Source organism: Rahnella sp. PAMC25617 (genome assembly GCF_050606005.1).
In the GTDB taxonomy this organism is placed as follows: domain Bacteria; phylum Pseudomonadota; class Gammaproteobacteria; order Enterobacterales; family Enterobacteriaceae; genus Rahnella; species Rahnella variigena.
The window spans coordinates 71,769-86,398 of the sequence record NZ_JBOCUM010000001.1 but is presented as its reverse complement, the minus strand read 5'-3'; the positions used below and the strand labels follow the sequence as shown (position 1 = coordinate 86,398).

General features: G+C 55.3%; 12 protein-coding genes and 1 pseudogene. 7 read left to right on the top strand and 6 right to left on the bottom strand.

The features are described from left to right. Positions 1–22 precede the first annotated feature (22 nt). Together sodA and fdhD are read right to left on the bottom strand one after the other, a co-directional pair. Positions 23–643 carry a superoxide dismutase [Mn] gene (sodA, locus tag ACM615_RS00390; RefSeq protein WP_113876859.1) on the bottom strand — a complete coding sequence of 207 codons (621 nt, stop codon included), beginning with the start codon at positions 641–643 and terminating at the stop codon, positions 23–25. Positions 644–851: 208 nt separating this feature from the next. Next, positions 852–1,694, bottom strand: coding sequence for a formate dehydrogenase accessory sulfurtransferase FdhD (fdhD, locus tag ACM615_RS00385; RefSeq protein ID WP_113876864.1), 843 nt, complete (start codon positions 1,692–1,694; stop codon positions 852–854). 144 nt (positions 1,695–1,838) lie between these two features. On the opposite strand from fdhD, the gene fdnG reads away from it, so the two are divergent. The 6 genes from fdnG to exaC all read left to right on the top strand — a co-directional run bounded on the left by fdnG (position 1,839) and on the right by exaC (position 9,729). Then, complete coding sequence (gene fdnG, locus ACM615_RS00380) at positions 1,839–4,886, top strand: formate dehydrogenase-N subunit alpha (RefSeq protein ID WP_112291574.1); 3,048 nt, start codon at positions 1,839–1,841, stop codon at positions 4,884–4,886. 12 nt (positions 4,887–4,898) lie between these two features. Beyond that, positions 4,899–5,810 carry a formate dehydrogenase subunit beta gene (gene fdxH, locus ACM615_RS00375; protein WP_112291572.1) on the top strand — a complete coding sequence of 304 codons (912 nt, stop codon included), beginning with the start codon at positions 4,899–4,901 and terminating at the stop codon, positions 5,808–5,810. After that, positions 5,807–6,460, top strand: a complete 654-nt coding sequence (fdoI, locus tag ACM615_RS00370) for a formate dehydrogenase cytochrome b556 subunit (protein ID WP_431011256.1) — start codon at positions 5,807–5,809, stop codon at positions 6,458–6,460. Before fdxH ends, fdoI begins: the two co-directional genes overlap by 4 nt. Continuing rightward, positions 6,457–7,362: a formate dehydrogenase accessory protein FdhE gene (gene fdhE, locus ACM615_RS00365; RefSeq protein WP_431011255.1), complete on the top strand. Its 906-nt coding sequence runs from the start codon at positions 6,457–6,459 to the stop codon at positions 7,360–7,362. The genes fdoI and fdhE overlap by 4 nt, the downstream gene beginning before the upstream one ends. 85 nt (positions 7,363–7,447) lie before the next feature. After that, positions 7,448–8,089: a glutathione S-transferase gene (locus ACM615_RS00360; RefSeq protein ID WP_132966545.1), complete on the top strand. Its 642-nt coding sequence runs from the start codon at positions 7,448–7,450 to the stop codon at positions 8,087–8,089. A gap of 101 nt (positions 8,090–8,190) precedes the next feature. Continuing rightward, complete coding sequence (gene exaC / locus ACM615_RS00355) at positions 8,191–9,729, top strand: acetaldehyde dehydrogenase ExaC (RefSeq protein WP_112291565.1); 1,539 nt, start codon at positions 8,191–8,193, stop codon at positions 9,727–9,729. Positions 9,730–9,883: 154 nt separating this feature from the next. Here the strand turns inward: exaC and ACM615_RS00350 are convergent, their stop codons facing one another. Further along, positions 9,884–11,122, bottom strand: coding sequence for an MFS transporter (locus ACM615_RS00350; RefSeq protein ID WP_113876873.1), 1,239 nt, complete (start codon positions 11,120–11,122; stop codon positions 9,884–9,886). 237 nt (positions 11,123–11,359) lie between these two features. Between ACM615_RS00350 and ACM615_RS00345 the strand changes: the two genes are divergently transcribed. Further along, positions 11,360–12,355: an acyltransferase gene (locus tag ACM615_RS00345; protein WP_431011254.1), complete on the top strand. Its 996-nt coding sequence runs from the start codon at positions 11,360–11,362 to the stop codon at positions 12,353–12,355. Positions 12,356–12,360: 5 nt separating this feature from the next. Here ACM615_RS00345 and ACM615_RS00340 read toward each other — a convergent pair whose 3' ends face one another. The 3 genes and pseudogenes from ACM615_RS00340 to ACM615_RS00330 all read right to left on the bottom strand — a co-directional run bounded on the left by ACM615_RS00340 (position 12,361) and on the right by ACM615_RS00330 (position 14,603). After that, positions 12,361–13,275 carry a GlxA family transcriptional regulator gene (locus tag ACM615_RS00340; RefSeq protein WP_129637751.1) on the bottom strand — a complete coding sequence of 305 codons (915 nt, stop codon included), beginning with the start codon at positions 13,273–13,275 and terminating at the stop codon, positions 12,361–12,363. A gap of 47 nt (positions 13,276–13,322) precedes the next feature. Continuing rightward, a pseudogene (locus ACM615_RS00335) lies at positions 13,323–13,865 on the bottom strand (isochorismatase family protein); the annotation flags it as partial. Between the two features lie 141 nt (positions 13,866–14,006). After that, a complete protein-coding gene (locus ACM615_RS00330) occupies positions 14,007–14,603 on the bottom strand; it encodes a DJ-1/PfpI family protein (protein WP_112291557.1) in 597 nt (198 codons plus the stop codon). Positions 14,604–14,630: the final 27 nt, after the last annotated feature.

Below are 14,630 nucleotides of genomic sequence, written 5' to 3'. Positions count from 1 at the left end.
CGTTAAGGGCGGTAAAGCGAAATTACTTCGCTTCAGCCAGACGTTTTGCTGCTTCGTCCCAGTTGACAACATCCCAGAAGGCTTTGATGTAATCAGGGCGTTTGTTCTGATATTTCAGGTAGTAAGCGTGTTCCCAAACGTCCAGACCCAGCAGCGGGTAACCGGATGCGCCTGAAACAGCTTCGCCCATCAGCGGGCTGTCCTGGTTAGCAGTAGAAACAACGGCCAGTTTGCCGTCTTTCAGAACCAGCCATGCCCAACCTGAACCGAAACGAGTGGTCGCTGCTTTCTCAAAAGTTTCTTTGAAAGCGTCAACGCTGCCGAAATCGCGTTCGATAGCAGATTTCAGTTCGCCCTGTAGGGTGGTGCCGGTTTTCAGGCCTTTCCAGAACAGGCTGTGGTTAGCGTGGCCACCTGCGTTGTTACGCAGTGCAACTTTCTTGTCCGCAGGCACTTTGTCCAGGTTTGCGATCAGCTCTTCAACAGGAAGTTTTGCCAGTTCTGGCAGGCTTTCCAGTGCAGCGTTCGCGTTGTTCACGTAAGCCTGGTGGTGTTTAGAGTGATGGATTTCCATCGTTTCTTTGTCGAAATGCGGTTCGAGTGCGTCGTATGCGTAAGGCAGTGATGGCAGTGAATAACTCATGTTCATCGTCTCCATAGTGTAGGGCGGCACCGTCATTGTGAGCACCGCGTAATCAGTCGGATCATTATAGTTAATTAAATGATATTGAAAATGATTATCTATGCTCCACCCTTTGTGCGGGTACTCGTAAGCGCCTGTTATACGGGGCTTAGAACCAGATAACCGCAAACAATCCTAAATTGTCTAAAGGCACGTGAAGCTTAGCAGGTCAGCGTAACCGCTGCGGATGCGTATACACCGTTGCCCGTCCCGGTTTGCTGAAACCGACCAGCGTCAGGTTACATTTTTCGGCGACGTCTACCGCCAGCGTGGTGGCGGCGGAGACGGCAAACAGAATTTCGACACCGCACATCGCGGCTTTCTGCACCATTTCATAGCTGGCGCGGCTCGACACCAGCGCGGCACCGGATTGCCATTCACTTTGTTTTTCACGCAGGCCAAGCATTTTATCCAGCGCCACGTGACGCCCCACGTCCTCGCATCCACCCAGTAATTCGCCCTGCGAGGTTATCCACGCGGCGGCATGTGTACAGCCGGTCAGCTGACCGATTTCCTGCACGGATTTCAGCTGATTCAGCGCGTTATCCAGATTCGCCAGCTCAAACGTTTGGGTAAACGGCAGCGGGGCGAGCGGGCGGAACAAATCGCCTAGCTGTTCGATGCCGCACACGCCGCAGCCGGTTCGGCCCGCCATGGCACGACGACGCTCTTTCAGCCCGGCAAAACGGCGGCTCGATAATTCGATGTTAACTTCAATACCGTTACAGTTTGGTGTTACGTCCAGCCCGAAAATATCTGTAGCCGATTCGATAATTCCTTCCGACAGCGAAAACCCCAGCGCAAAGGCTTCGAGATCTTTCGGCGACGCCATCATTACCACATGTGAAATTCCGTTATAGACCAGCGCAACGGGCACTTCTTCTGCAATCCAGTCGTCTTCCAGTTCGCCAGGATGTGTGCGCTGCATCACCGGTTTTTGACTGGCTCCGATGATCTGAGTCACTTTTTTATCATCTTTTTCGCTCAGTTCTTTTACTTGATGGACATCCATTGGCAATAACCTTATAAACATTCCGGCTACATAAGCCGTACAAACTGTCAGGACTTTAGGTCTTAATTTTACCGCTTCCGCATCTGCAACGGAAAGCGGCAATTTGAAAGCAATGTGTTAACAAATGATGGGAAGGAGTCTTTCATGCAAGTCAGCAGAAGACAATTATTCAAAATATGTGCGGGCGGTATGGCCGGCACTACCGCAGCATTATTGGGGTTTGCCCCGACAATCGCGCTGGCGGAAACCCGCCAATATAAACTGCTTCGCTCGCGTGAAACCCGCAACAACTGCACGTACTGCTCAGTCGGTTGCGGCATGTTGATTTACAGCCAGGGCGACGGCGCGAAAAACGTTACTGAAAATATCTTCCACGTAGAGGGTGACGCCGATCATCCGGTCAGTCGTGGCTCGTTGTGCCCGAAAGGCGCAGGCGTACTGGATTACATCCACAGCGAAGGCCGTCTGAGATATCCGGAATATCGCGCGCCCGGCGCCGATAAATGGCAGCGTATAAGCTGGGATGAGGCGATTTCCCGTATCGCCCGCCTGATGAAAGATGACCGCGACGCCAACTTTGTCGAGAAAAATGAAAACAACGTCACGGTTAACCGCTGGCTGACCACCGGCATGTTATGTTCGTCCGCGGCCAGTAACGAAACCGGCCTGCTGGATCAGAAATTCACCCGCGCGCTGGGCATGGTCGCCATCGACTGTCAGGCACGTCTGTGTCACGGTCCGACCGTCGCGGCATTAGCGCCAAGCTTTGGTCGCGGTGCGATGACCAACAACTGGGTCGATATCAAAAACGCCAACGTCATTTTGATTATGGGCGGAAACGCGGCAGAAGCGCATCCGGTCGGATTCAAATGGGTGATTGAGGCGAAAACCAAAAATAACGCCAAAGTTATCGTCGTCGATCCGCGTTTCAACCGCAGCGCCGCCGTGGCCGATATCTATGCGCCAATCCGCGCCGGTTCGGACACCGCTTTCCTGCTCGGCATGATCAACTACCTGATTACGCATAATAAAATTCAGACCGAATATGTCAGGGAGTACACCAACGCCAGCCTGCTGGTGCGGGAAGATTATGCCTTTAACGATGGCCTGTTCAGCGGCTTCGACGCGACGAAAAAATCCTACAACAAAGAAAGCTGGCACTATCAGCTGGATGAAAACGGTCTGGCGAAACAGGACAAAACTTTGCAGGATCCGCGCTGTGTCTGGAATCTGCTGAAAGAGCATGTTTCCCGGTACACGCCGGAACTGGTGGAGCGTCTGTGCGGCACCTCGAAAGAAGATTTCCTGCTGATCAGCTCTATTCTGGCAGAAACCTGCGCGCGCGATAAAACCTCGACCATTCTGTATGCGCTGGGCTGGACGCATCACACCGGCGGCGCGCAAATCATCCGTTGTGCGGCGATGATCCAGCTGTTGCTGGGCAATATCGGCATGCCTGGCGGCGGCGTGAATGCGTTGCGCGGTCACTCCAATATTCAGGGTTACACCGATCTCGGTTTGCTCTCGCTGAATCTGCCGGGCTATATGCCTTTGCCTTCGGAAAAACAGACGAATTTCAGCGATTACCTGCAACAGATCACGCCGACACCGCTGGTGGACGGGCAGGTCAATTTCTGGAAAAACACGCCGAACTTCTTCGTCAGTATGATGAAAAGTTTCTGGGGCGATCATGCCACGGCGGAAAACGACTGGGGCTTTGACTGGCTGCCGAAATGGGACAAAAGCTACGACGTGATGCAGCAAGCCGAGCTGATGACTGAAGGCAAACTGAACGGTTATATCGTGCAGGGCTTCAACCCGCTGGCGGCATTCCCGGACAAAAACAAATCCTCGCGCGCGCTCTCAAAACTGAAATACATGGTGGTGATCGACCCGCTGGTGACCGAGTCCTCGAACTTCTGGCAAAACCACGGTGCGATGAACGACGTGCAGACCGCCGATATTCAGACCGAAGTGTTCCGCCTGCCGTCTTCCTGTTTTGCGGAGGAAAACGGTTCGATTGTGAACTCCGGCCGCTGGCTGCAATGGCACTTCCAGGCGTCTGAGCCACCGGGTGAAGCGCTGCACGACGGCAAAATTATCGCGCGCCTGTTCATGAAACTGCGCGAGCTGTATCAGAAAGAAGGCGGTGCCAATCCGCTGCCGGTGATGAATATGGCGTGGGATTATCAGGATCCGCTCGACCCGCTGCCGGAAGAAATCGCCCGCGAAGCCAACGGCAAAGCGCTGGCAGATATCCATGACGATCAGGGCAATCTGCTGGCGAAAAAAGGTCAGCAGATTTCGACCTTTGCCCATCTGAAAAACGACGGCAGCACCGCCAGTTTCTGCTGGATTTACGCCGGTAGCTGGACAGAAGCCGGTAACCAGATGGCGCGCCGCGATAACGCCGATCCTTCCGGTCTGGGCTGTACATCCGGCTGGGCGTGGTGCTGGCCGCTGAACCGCCGCATTCTGTATAACCGTGCCTCCGTTGACCCGCAGGGTAAACCGTGGGATCCAAAACGCGAAATCATCCGCTGGGATGGCGCGAAATGGACCGGCTTTGATGTCCCGGATTACAGCGCGGCGGCGCCGGGCACCGGCGTGGGTCCGTTTATCATGCAGCAGGAAGGCGTCGGGCGTTTATTTGCCACCGACAAAATGGCCGACGGTCCGTTCCCTGAGCATTACGAACCGATTGAATCACCGATTGGCACCAATCCGCTGCATCCGGCGGTGATCTCCAATCCGGTCGCACGTATTTTTGCCAGCGATTTGCCGAATATGGGCACTGCCAAAGACTTCCCGTATGTGGCGACCACTTATTCAATCACCGAATTGTTCCGCCACTGGACCAAACACGCGTTGCTGAATGCCATCGCGCAGCCTGAACAGTTTATCGAGATCGGCGAAGGTCTGGCCGCCTCGAAGGGCATTGCGCAGGGCGATGAGGTGAAAGTCTCCTCGAAGCGCGGATTCATCGTGGCGAAAGCCGTGGTGACCAAACGCATCAGGCCGCTGACCATCGACGGTAAGCACGTCGACACCATTGGCATCCCGTGCCACTGGGGCTTTGAAGGCGCGACGCGTAAGGGCTATTTAGCCAACACGCTGACGCCGTCAGTCGGTGACGCTAACTCGCAAACGCCGGAGTTCAAGGCGTTCCTGGTTAACGTGGAAAAGGTCTAACGGAGGCGAATTATGGCAATGCAATCACAGGACATACTTCGTAAGTCCGCAACAAACGGGTTCACGCCTGCACCGCGTGCCCGTGACCATCAGCAGGAAGTGGCGAAACTCATCGATGTCACCACCTGCATCGGCTGTAAAGGCTGTCAGGTCGCCTGTTCTGAATGGAACGACCTGCGCGATGAAGTGGGTATCAATACCGGCGTGTACGATAACCCGATGGATCTCAGTGCGAAATCCTGGACGGTGATGCGTTTCTCGGAAGTGGAACAAAACGGCAAGCTGGAATGGCTGATCCGCAAAGACGGCTGTATGCACTGCGCCGATCCGGGCTGTCTGAAAGCCTGTCCGGCGGAAGGCGCAATTTTGCAGTACGCCAACGGCATCGTCGATTTTCAGTCAGAACATTGTATCGGCTGCGGTTACTGCATCGCCGGTTGCCCGTTCAACGTTCCGCGTATCAACAAACAGGATAACCGTGCCTACAAATGCACGCTGTGCGTTGATCGCGTGAGTGTAGGCCAGGAACCGGCTTGTGTGAAAACCTGCCCGACCGGCGCAATTCATTTCGGCACCAAAACCGCGATGCAGGATCTGGCCGCAGAACGCGTCAGCGAACTGAAAGGCCGCGGTTTTGAGCACGCCGGTTTGTATGATCCGCAGGGCGTCGGCGGTACGCACGTGATGTACGTGCTGCATCACGCCGACAACCCGCAGCTGTATCACGGCCTGCCGAAAGATCCGGCCATCAGCGCCGCAGTCACTTTATGGAAAGGTGTCTGGAAACCGCTGGCTGCAGTCGGCTTCGCGGTAACCTTCGCGGCGGCAGCCTTCCACTTCCTCGGCGTGGGTCCGAACTACGTGAAAGAGGAAGAGCACGCAGAAGAAGGCGAAAAACATGACGATGAGGAGAAACGTCCATGAAAAAAGAGAAGTTAATCCAGCGCTATAACCTGGTCGAACGCCTCAATCACTGGATTGTTGCCTTTTGTTTTGTGACGCTGGCGCTCAGTGGGATCGGCTTTTTCTTCCCGTCGTTTAACTGGCTGATGAACGTTTACGGCACGCCGCAACTGGCGCGTATCCTGCATCCGTTCTTCGGCGTGGTGATGTTCGTCTCTTTCCTCGGCATGTTCTTCCGTTACTGGAAGCACAACCTGCCGGAAAAAGACGACCTCGTGTGGGCGAAAAATATCGACAAGGTGCTGACCAATCATGAAGTCGGCGACACAGGTCGCTATAACTTCGGTCAGAAATGCGTGTTCTGGGCGGCGATCAGCTGTCTGGTGCTGCTGATGGCAAGCGGCGTGATTATCTGGCGTCCGTGGTTTGCGGATTTCTTCCCGATCCCGCTGATCCGTCTGGCGCTGCTGGTGCATTCGCTGGCCGGTATCGGGCTGATTCTGGTGATCATCATGCACGTCTACGCGGCGACCTGGGCGAAAGGCTCGATCGCAGCGATGACCGGCGGCAAAGTGCCGGTGTCATGGGCAAAGTATCATCATCCGCGCTGGTATCGTCAGGTGCGTGATGAAGAGCAGAAAAAAGAACAAGACCATAGGAAAGCCGGATGAGCATCCAGATTGTTCCACAGGACGAACTGGCAGACGGTAAAAACGCGGAGGGAAACATCCCGCCGGTACTGTTCGCCAATCTGAAAACGCTCTATCAGCGCCGCGCCGATCGTCTGCGCGCGCTGGCAGAAAACAGCCCGCTCGACGGGTATCTTAATTTTGCTGCGGCGATATGCGATGCCCAGCAGCGCGTGCTGAAGGAATTTCCACTCAGTATCGATCTGAGTGAGGAATTAGAGAAAGCCGCCGGTAAACCGCCGCTCGATTGCGCTCTGTTTCCGCGAACGCCGCACTGGCTGACGTTGCTGGATGCGCTGATTGCTGTCCTGAAACCGGGCGCTTCTGAGCCGGTGCGTGCGGTGCTGGAATGTCTCGAACAATCCCCGAACCTTCAGCGTGAAATGATGGCGACAGAACTGCTTTGCCAGGATTTCAAACACGTTCCGGCTGACAAAGCGCCGTTTATCTGGGCGGCGCTGTCCCTTTACTGGGCGCAGATGGCGGCGCAACTTCGCGGCGTCGGACGTGCGGATTACGGTGAAAATCGCCAGTTCTGCCCGGTCTGCGGCAGTATTCCTGTGTCTGCGGTGATCAATGCCGGTGGCCTTCGCTATCTGCACTGCAATCTGTGTGAAAGCGAATGGCATGTGGTACGGGCGAAATGCAGCAACTGCGACGAGATGGAGCATCTGAATCTGTGGTCCATCGACGACGAACAGGCAACGGTGAAAGCCGAAGCCTGTGATGATTGCGGCGCTTACCTGAAAGTGATTTATCAGGATAAAGACCCGCAGGCTGACGCTGTGGCGGACGATCTTGCCACGCTGCTGCTCGATGACCGTATGGAAGACAAAGGTTTTTCCGGCAGCGGCATCAACCCGTTCCTGTTTCCCGCAGAGTAACCTGTAAATCTGGCAGCCGTGACTGGTAAACCCCGGCATGGCTGCTAGCTTTAAAAGAGGTTCCGGCGAAAACGAGGAGGGTCTGATGAAGTTGATCGGCAGCTATACCAGCCCGTATGTGCGCAAGATTTCGGTGATGTTGCTGGAAAAGGGCATCCCGTTTGATTTCATTAACGACATGCCCCATGAACCGGGCTGCAAAATCACCCAGTTCAATCCCCTCGGAAAAGTCCCCGCGCTGGTCGCCGACGATGGCGAAATTTTCTATGATTCCCCGATCATTGTGCAGTTCATCGAGCTGATGAATGTCGCGCCCACGCTGTTGCCGTGGCAGCCGCTGGAAGCATTACGTGTTAAGCAAATCGAAGCGCTGGCCGATGGCGTGACGGACGCCGCCGTGGCATTAGTGCTGGAAGGGCGTCGCGATGCCGATAAGCGTAACGAAGCCTGGATTTTGCGTCAGCGGGAAAAGCTGCTGCGCGGACTGGATGCGCTGGAAAAACATGCCGCCAGCCGCACGCTGCTCAATTCTGAAAGCCTGAATGTGGCTGATATCGCCGTCGCCTGTTGTCTGGGATATCTCAACTTCCGGCGTATCGCGCCGGGCTGGTGCGTCGAACATCCTGAGCTGATAAAACTGGTCGAACGCCTGTTTCAGCGTGAGAGTTTTGCGCGCACGACGCCCCCCGGAAGCGGTAACGCCAGCGTTGCAGCAAAAAAGGTGTGAGGCCGCTCGAAGAGTTCTCTTTACATCCCGCCGGTTCGATTTTCACTGCCTAAACTTTATGCAGCGCTCTGCTACAACCTGCTGCATAAAGGAGTTCCATCATGGCTTATGATAAAAATCCTCATGCCGTCAAACCGGAAGAATACGGTTTCCCGCTCAAACTCAAAAAACAATACGACAACTTCATTGGCGGCGAATGGGTCGCGCCGGTAAAAAAAGAGTATTACGACAATCTGACACCGGTGACCGGCGAAGTACTGTGTAAAGTCGCCAGTTCCAGCACCGATGACGTCGAACTGGCGCTGGACGCCGCCCATAAAGCCAAAGATGAATGGGGCAAAATGCCGGTGCAGCAGCGCGCAAACCTGTTGCTGAAAGTCGCCGATCGCATGGAACAAAACATCGAACTGCTGGCAAACGCCGAAACCTGGGATAACGGTAAACCTATCCGCGAAACCAGCGGCGCGGATGTGCCGTTAGCCATCGACCACTTCCGCTATTTCGCCTCCTGCGTGCGTGCGCAGGAAGGCGGGATCAGCGAAATCGACAGCGAAACCGTCGCCTATCACTTCCACGAACCGCTGGGCGTCGTGGCGCAAATCATCCCTTGGAACTTCCCGCTGCTGATGGCTTGCTGGAAAATGGCACCGGCGCTGGCGGCAGGTAACTGCATCGTGCTCAAACCGGCCAAGCTGACCCCGCTTTCTGTGTTGCTGCTGATGGAACTGGTGCAGGACATTCTGCCTGCGGGCGTCATCAACGTGGTTAACGGCGCGGGCGGTGAAATCGGCGAATATCTGGCGACGTCCAAACGCATCGCCAAAGTGGCCTTTACCGGTTCGACCGAAGTCGGCCAGCAGATCGCTGGCTATGCCGCACAAAACCTGATCCCGGCGACGCTGGAACTGGGCGGTAAATCCCCGAATATCTTCTTCGCGGATGTAATGGATAAAGAAGACGAATTCTTCGACAAGGCGCTGGAAGGCTTTGCGCTGTTTGCCTTCAATCAGGGTGAAGTCTGTACCTGCCCGAGCCGTGCGCTGGTGCAGGAATCCATCTACGAACGCTTTATGGAGCGCGCCATCAAACGCGTTGAAGCGATCAAAACCGGTAATCCTTTAGATATGGAAACGCAGATGGGTGCGCAGGTGTCTGCCGGTCAGATGAAAACCATTCTGGATTACATCGAAATCGGTAAGAAAGAGGGCGCGGAAGTGCTGACCGGTGGCGCGAAGAAAAAACTCGAAGGCTCGCTGAATGAAGGTTATTACCTGCAACCGACGATTTTGCTGGGTAAAAACAACATGCGTGTTTTCCAGGAAGAGATCTTCGGACCGGTGCTGGCGGTAACTACCTTCAAAGATATGGATGAGGCGTTGCAAATCGCCAACGATACGGCGTACGGGCTGGGAGCGGGTGTCTGGAGCCGTGACGGCAACGTGGCGTATCACATGGGGCGCAACATTCAGGCGGGCCGTGTCTGGACCAACTGCTATCACGCCTATCCGGCGCATGCGGCGTTCGGCGGCTACAAACAGTCTGGTATCGGGCGCGAAACTCACAAGATGATGCTGGATCACTATCAGCAAACGAAATGTCTGCTCGTTTCTTATTCGAGTAAACCGATGGGGTTATTCTAAGTTTTAACGGGGCTATTTTGCTTGGTATTTTGAACCCGGGCTGTACTCAGAATCCTCACGTACTCTGTGTACGCTCCGGTTCTTCCGTGCAGTCCGGGTCCAAACTCCCTGCGCCAATAACGCCCCGACATCTGCGTTGCTGGCATTTTGAGTATTAAACTACGCTGTTCGGCGGCAATACGACCTGGCGGCTGCGCAGAAACACCACCACCAGCGCCAGCCAGGCGAGGCCGCTTAACAGGTTGAACATGTTAAACATCCCCGCACCGCCTTCGACGTATGCCACTTTTGCCAGCTCGATCCCGACCGTGAAAATCATCATGCTGATGACGCCCATCGCGGCAGAAACGGTGCCTTTGCTCATGTCGCTGGAGAACAGCGTCAGGCGGTACAAACCGGCATTCGCCACACCAATACCGAACGCGTACAGGCTCAGACCGGCGGTCATCCACAGGTACGCATGCGCCGAAAACATCGTTGCCGCTGCGGCGATCAGCAGACCGACCACCATCGGGCCCGCGCCCAGTTTAATCAGGTATTCGACGGTGCGTTTGCCGGTCAGACGCGCCAGCGTCACGTTACCGATAATCAGCGCGCCGAAAATCGGCACCTGCAACAGGCCGTAATCGTAAGCAGCTAAACCTTCGCCACTGATTAAAATCACCGGCGACTGTGCAATCCACGTCAGCAGCGGCAGGCTGGCAAAACCGATCGCCAGCGCACCACACACGAACTGACGGTTTTTCAGCACGTGTTTGTAATCACGCAGCAGGCTGGGCATGGAGAACGGTTCGCCAAGACGCGAGGCTGTTTCCGGCATAGATTTCCACAATCCCCATAGCGCGATGGCGGCGAGCACGGCAAAAATCACAAACATCGACTGCCACGGCGCAACGTGGATCAGCGCCGCACCGGCCAGCGGACCGAGCAGTGGCGCAATCAGGGCGACGTTCGCCATCATGGCGGTGATTTTGATACACACCGATTCTTCAAACGATTCTTGTATCGCGGCATAACCGACGGCACCGATAAAGCACAGGCTGATGCCTTGCAGGAAACGCATCACCATAAACTGCTCGATGTTTTGCACGAACAGAATCGCCAGGCAGGTGATGATGAAAAAGGTCACGCCGGTCAGCATCACCGGACGACGGCCACGGCGATCTGACAGTGGCCCGAGCAGCCATTGCAGGAACATGCCGCCAGCGAGATAAGCGGTCATGGATGTCGGCACCCATTCTTCCCCGGCATTAAAATTAGCCACGACGGCCAGCATGCCAGGTTGGATCATATCGTTGCCGATATAGGTCGCGAACTCGAAAAGCACCAGACACAGAGGGAACAAAAGCGCCTGCCGACCCAGAAGGGACGCAGTATTTGGAGAATTATGCATTTTAGTTATTTCACAGACGTAAGGCTAATCGGTTGAAAATTAGCAGAAAAAAAGAGACTGTCCGGGCGGGTTTCGCAAGCGAGGCAGTAATGCTGGCTATTTTGCCGATTATTTGAGCGCAACGCAATCATCTGATTCATCTTCAGCACAATCTGAGATCGGTGCTTTTGCCTTGTTAGCCGCGCAAAAGCTCGCTAGGCTGCAAAGCGAACATCGAAAAGAAGGAAATTGCAGTTAATGAGCCAAAAAATTAGCTGGATAGATAATTTGCGCGCGCTCGCCTGCATGATGGTGGTGATGATCCACGCCAGCACGTCACTGGTGGTCAATTTCGCTGCAGTGCATTCCGCTGAATGGACCGTCGCCAATCTGCTTAATTCCGCCTCGCGTGTTTGTGTGCCGCTGTTCTTTATGATTTCCGGTGCGCTGTTTTTTGGTGAGAAGAGTGCGCAAAAAAGGCATTTCCTGCGCGTCACTTTATGCCTGCTTTTTTACAGCGCCGTCTCCCTGTTCTATATCCTCACGATGACAAAAATCGGATTTTGGCCGTCTTTGCGTCTGATTCTGGAAAAGCCGGTGTTTTATCACCTTTGGTTTTTCTATGCGATTATCGTGATCTACCTGCTTTCCCCGCTGATTAACGTTAAGGCCGTGTCCGGAAAATATTTGCTGATCGCCGGAATGTTGCTCGGTGTGCTGGCAAATCCCCAGCTGCCGGTCGTGACGTGGCAGAAAATCCATCTTCTGCCGCTGGATTTGTATATCAGCGGCGACACCTTCTATTACGTATTGTATGCCCTGATGGGGCGCGCCATCAGCCAGCTTAATACCGAAAAAACTCCGGTCACACTGGCCGCCAGTGTCATGTTCATCCTAAGCACGCTGGCGATTGCCACGGGCACTTACCGGCAGATGCAGATTAACCAGAATTTCGCCGACACCTTTTACGTCTACAGCGGCCCGCTGGTGTTTATCTCCGCGATGTCGCTGTTTGTGGTTTTCAAAAACGCGCTGGCGCAACGCATCCTGCCGCGATTTGCGCTGATCTCCCGCCATTCTCTGGCCATCTACGGCTTTCATGCGCTGATCATCATTGCCATGCGCAGCCAGCATCTCGATTTCCCGCAGTATCCGCTGCTGAATATCGCGTATCTGTTCGCCTGCGGGCTTGGTGGTGGTTTATTACTGGCGATGGGACTGGGGAAAATTGACCGGCGGAATTGCGTGAGCTGACACCTTTAGCACCATCTTTCCTGCGCCCGTCTGAACTGCCTTGCGGACGAGAATCCGGCGGCGAGGGCGGCTTTTTCAATGCCTGCGCCTTGTTGCAGACGTTGTTGGGCGATGGCGATGCGCAGTTGCTCGTGGTAGTCGCGCACGCTGATCCCCAGATGCTGGCGGAACAAACGGGTGAGGTGACGGCTGCTGATGTGTGCCTTTGCGGCGACATCCTCAACCTGCCAGGCGGATTCGGGTTCGGCGGCCATCAGGTTTTGCGCGCGGTGTACGGCGGGATGCAGGTGATTGCGATAACGCAGCCATGGAGAAAGTTGCGGGTCATCGCCGCCACGGCGGAAATACACCACCATTTCGCGGGCGACATCCAGCGCGGCTTGCGGCCCCAGATGTGTGGCGATCAGATGCAGCGCCAGATCGATACCCGCACTGATACCGGCGCTGGTCAGCACTGAGCGGTCTTCGACAAATATCCGGTTATCCTTCACCTGCGCGGCGGGTACCTGCTGGCGTAAACGCCCGATCACGTCGTGATGCGTGGTGCACTGATAGCCGTCAAGCAGCCCGGCTTTCCCGGCCAGCAGGCTGCCGGAACAGATACACACCAGCGTTAAATCCCCCGCCTCAATCGCGCCTTTCTGCTGATGCAGCCAGTCGCAGGCTATTTGCGCGACCGGCGAGGCGAAGTTTTCGGTGGATTCCGCCACGCCCGGCATGATCAAAATACTGCCTGCGGGCAGACTTTCTGGCAGCGGTTGCAAATGGCTGACCGTCAGGCCGGTCGACATTACAACTTCCGCCTGCGGTCCGATGTAATGCAGGTGGAATTGCCCGGCAAGGCGCAGCGCTTCTGCCGGACCGGTCAGATCCAAAGACATCACGCCGGGGAGCGTCACAAAGTAGACATTTCGCTGCATAGTGCTTTATCCGTCCGCAGGGGAAAACGCTATCTTCACACAGCGCGGTCGAGTTCCGCCAGCGCACCGGTCACGTCGGAAATGGTGGCGAAGCGGTCGGCGAGAACCAGCTCGGTACGCAATTTGATGTCGTGCGCGCTCAGCGTGATGCCGCTGGCGTGGGTCATCGGGAAGGTCAGCGTCGCTTCGGTGACAAAAGTCACTGTGTAGCCCAGATCGGAGGCCACGCGTGCCGTCGTTTCGCAACACTGTTCGGTGCGCATTCCGGCGATGATCAGATGCGTGATGCCATTTTCGCGCAGCCAGCCGTCGAGGCCGGACTCGGTCAGGGAATTGTGGACGTGTTTATGCACTACATGTTGCGGCTGATGACTCAGAAAAGACATCGGTGTCACCAGGCCGGAATCCAGCGAGAACACGCCGTCAGGATTGACGTGAAACACGTCGATGACCGGCACATTACGGGTCTGACAGCCGTCGATCAGGCGGGTTAATGCTGCGCTGAAAGCCGGTAAATCATTCTGCTGCCAGAAATCTTTGTGTTCGAATGAACGCTGAACGTCGATGTTTAGCAGGGCGCTGTGTGTCATTTTCGGACTCCATCTGGTGAGTGTGAAGTCAGTGTGCGCCTGAAAGAGAGAAGGGAGAATGCCAAAAACGGACATAATACTGACAGCGGCGGACGACCTTCGTTATCCGCCGCTGTCAGCGTTTTAATCACAGCATGTTGATCAAAGCTTCTGGTCGGCGCGCCAGTGGTGATAATCGATATGATCGGCCTGGAAATTGGTGGTTTCAGCGTCGCCGGTCAGGCGGTACGCCAGCTGGAAAGCAAAATCGAACGCCAGCCCTAATCCCTTACCGCTCAGCAGGTTGCCGTCTTCCACAAAGGACTGATTGACGTAAACGCCGTCTTTCACGTCTTTGTATAAATCGCCGGAACACACATAACGGCGGCCTTTCAGCAGGCCGTTTCCGCCGAGTACGCGCGCGGCAGCAGAGCACAGCGGGCAAATCAGTTTACCGGCCTCATCGTGACGTCGCACAAACTCCACCACTTCTTTGCTGGCCGCCAGCGCCACTGAACCTTCCGGCCCGCCGGGCATGACGACGGCATCGAATAAACGGTCACCCTGCGCAGACAGCAATTCGTTGGCCTGCATCTGAATGCCGTGATAGGTGCGCAACGTCAGGCTTTTCTGACATGCCAGCGTGGTGACCTGAATCTCCAGCCGCTCGAGAATATCGAGCACAATCACGGCTTCGCCTTCTTCAAATCCGTCGGCCAGCAGCAGTGCGACCTGCTTTTTCGCGTTGTCCTTTACCATAATGCAAATGTCCTCTGAGGATAAAAA

Excerpts from the sequence above, each read along its gene's own strand:
- sodA (WP_113876859.1), bottom strand. The coding sequence starts at position 643 with ATGAGTTATTCACTGCCATCACTGCCTTACGCATACGACGCACTCGAA.
- fdhD (WP_113876864.1), bottom strand. The coding sequence starts at position 1,694 with ATGGATGTCCATCAAGTAAAAGAACTGAGCGAAAAAGATGATAAAAAA.
- fdnG (WP_112291574.1), top strand. The coding sequence starts at position 1,839 with ATGCAAGTCAGCAGAAGACAATTATTCAAAATATGTGCGGGCGGTATG.
- fdxH (WP_112291572.1), top strand. The coding sequence starts at position 4,899 with ATGGCAATGCAATCACAGGACATACTTCGTAAGTCCGCAACAAACGGG.
- fdoI (WP_431011256.1), top strand. The coding sequence starts at position 5,807 with ATGAAAAAAGAGAAGTTAATCCAGCGCTATAACCTGGTCGAACGCCTC.
- fdhE (WP_431011255.1), top strand. The coding sequence starts at position 6,457 with ATGAGCATCCAGATTGTTCCACAGGACGAACTGGCAGACGGTAAAAAC.
- ACM615_RS00360 (WP_132966545.1), top strand. The coding sequence starts at position 7,448 with ATGAAGTTGATCGGCAGCTATACCAGCCCGTATGTGCGCAAGATTTCG.
- exaC (WP_112291565.1), top strand. The coding sequence starts at position 8,191 with ATGGCTTATGATAAAAATCCTCATGCCGTCAAACCGGAAGAATACGGT.
- ACM615_RS00350 (WP_113876873.1), bottom strand. The coding sequence starts at position 11,122 with ATGCATAATTCTCCAAATACTGCGTCCCTTCTGGGTCGGCAGGCGCTT.
- ACM615_RS00345 (WP_431011254.1), top strand. The coding sequence starts at position 11,360 with ATGAGCCAAAAAATTAGCTGGATAGATAATTTGCGCGCGCTCGCCTGC.
- ACM615_RS00340 (WP_129637751.1), bottom strand. The coding sequence starts at position 13,275 with ATGCAGCGAAATGTCTACTTTGTGACGCTCCCCGGCGTGATGTCTTTG.
- ACM615_RS00330 (WP_112291557.1), bottom strand. The coding sequence starts at position 14,603 with ATGGTAAAGGACAACGCGAAAAAGCAGGTCGCACTGCTGCTGGCCGAC.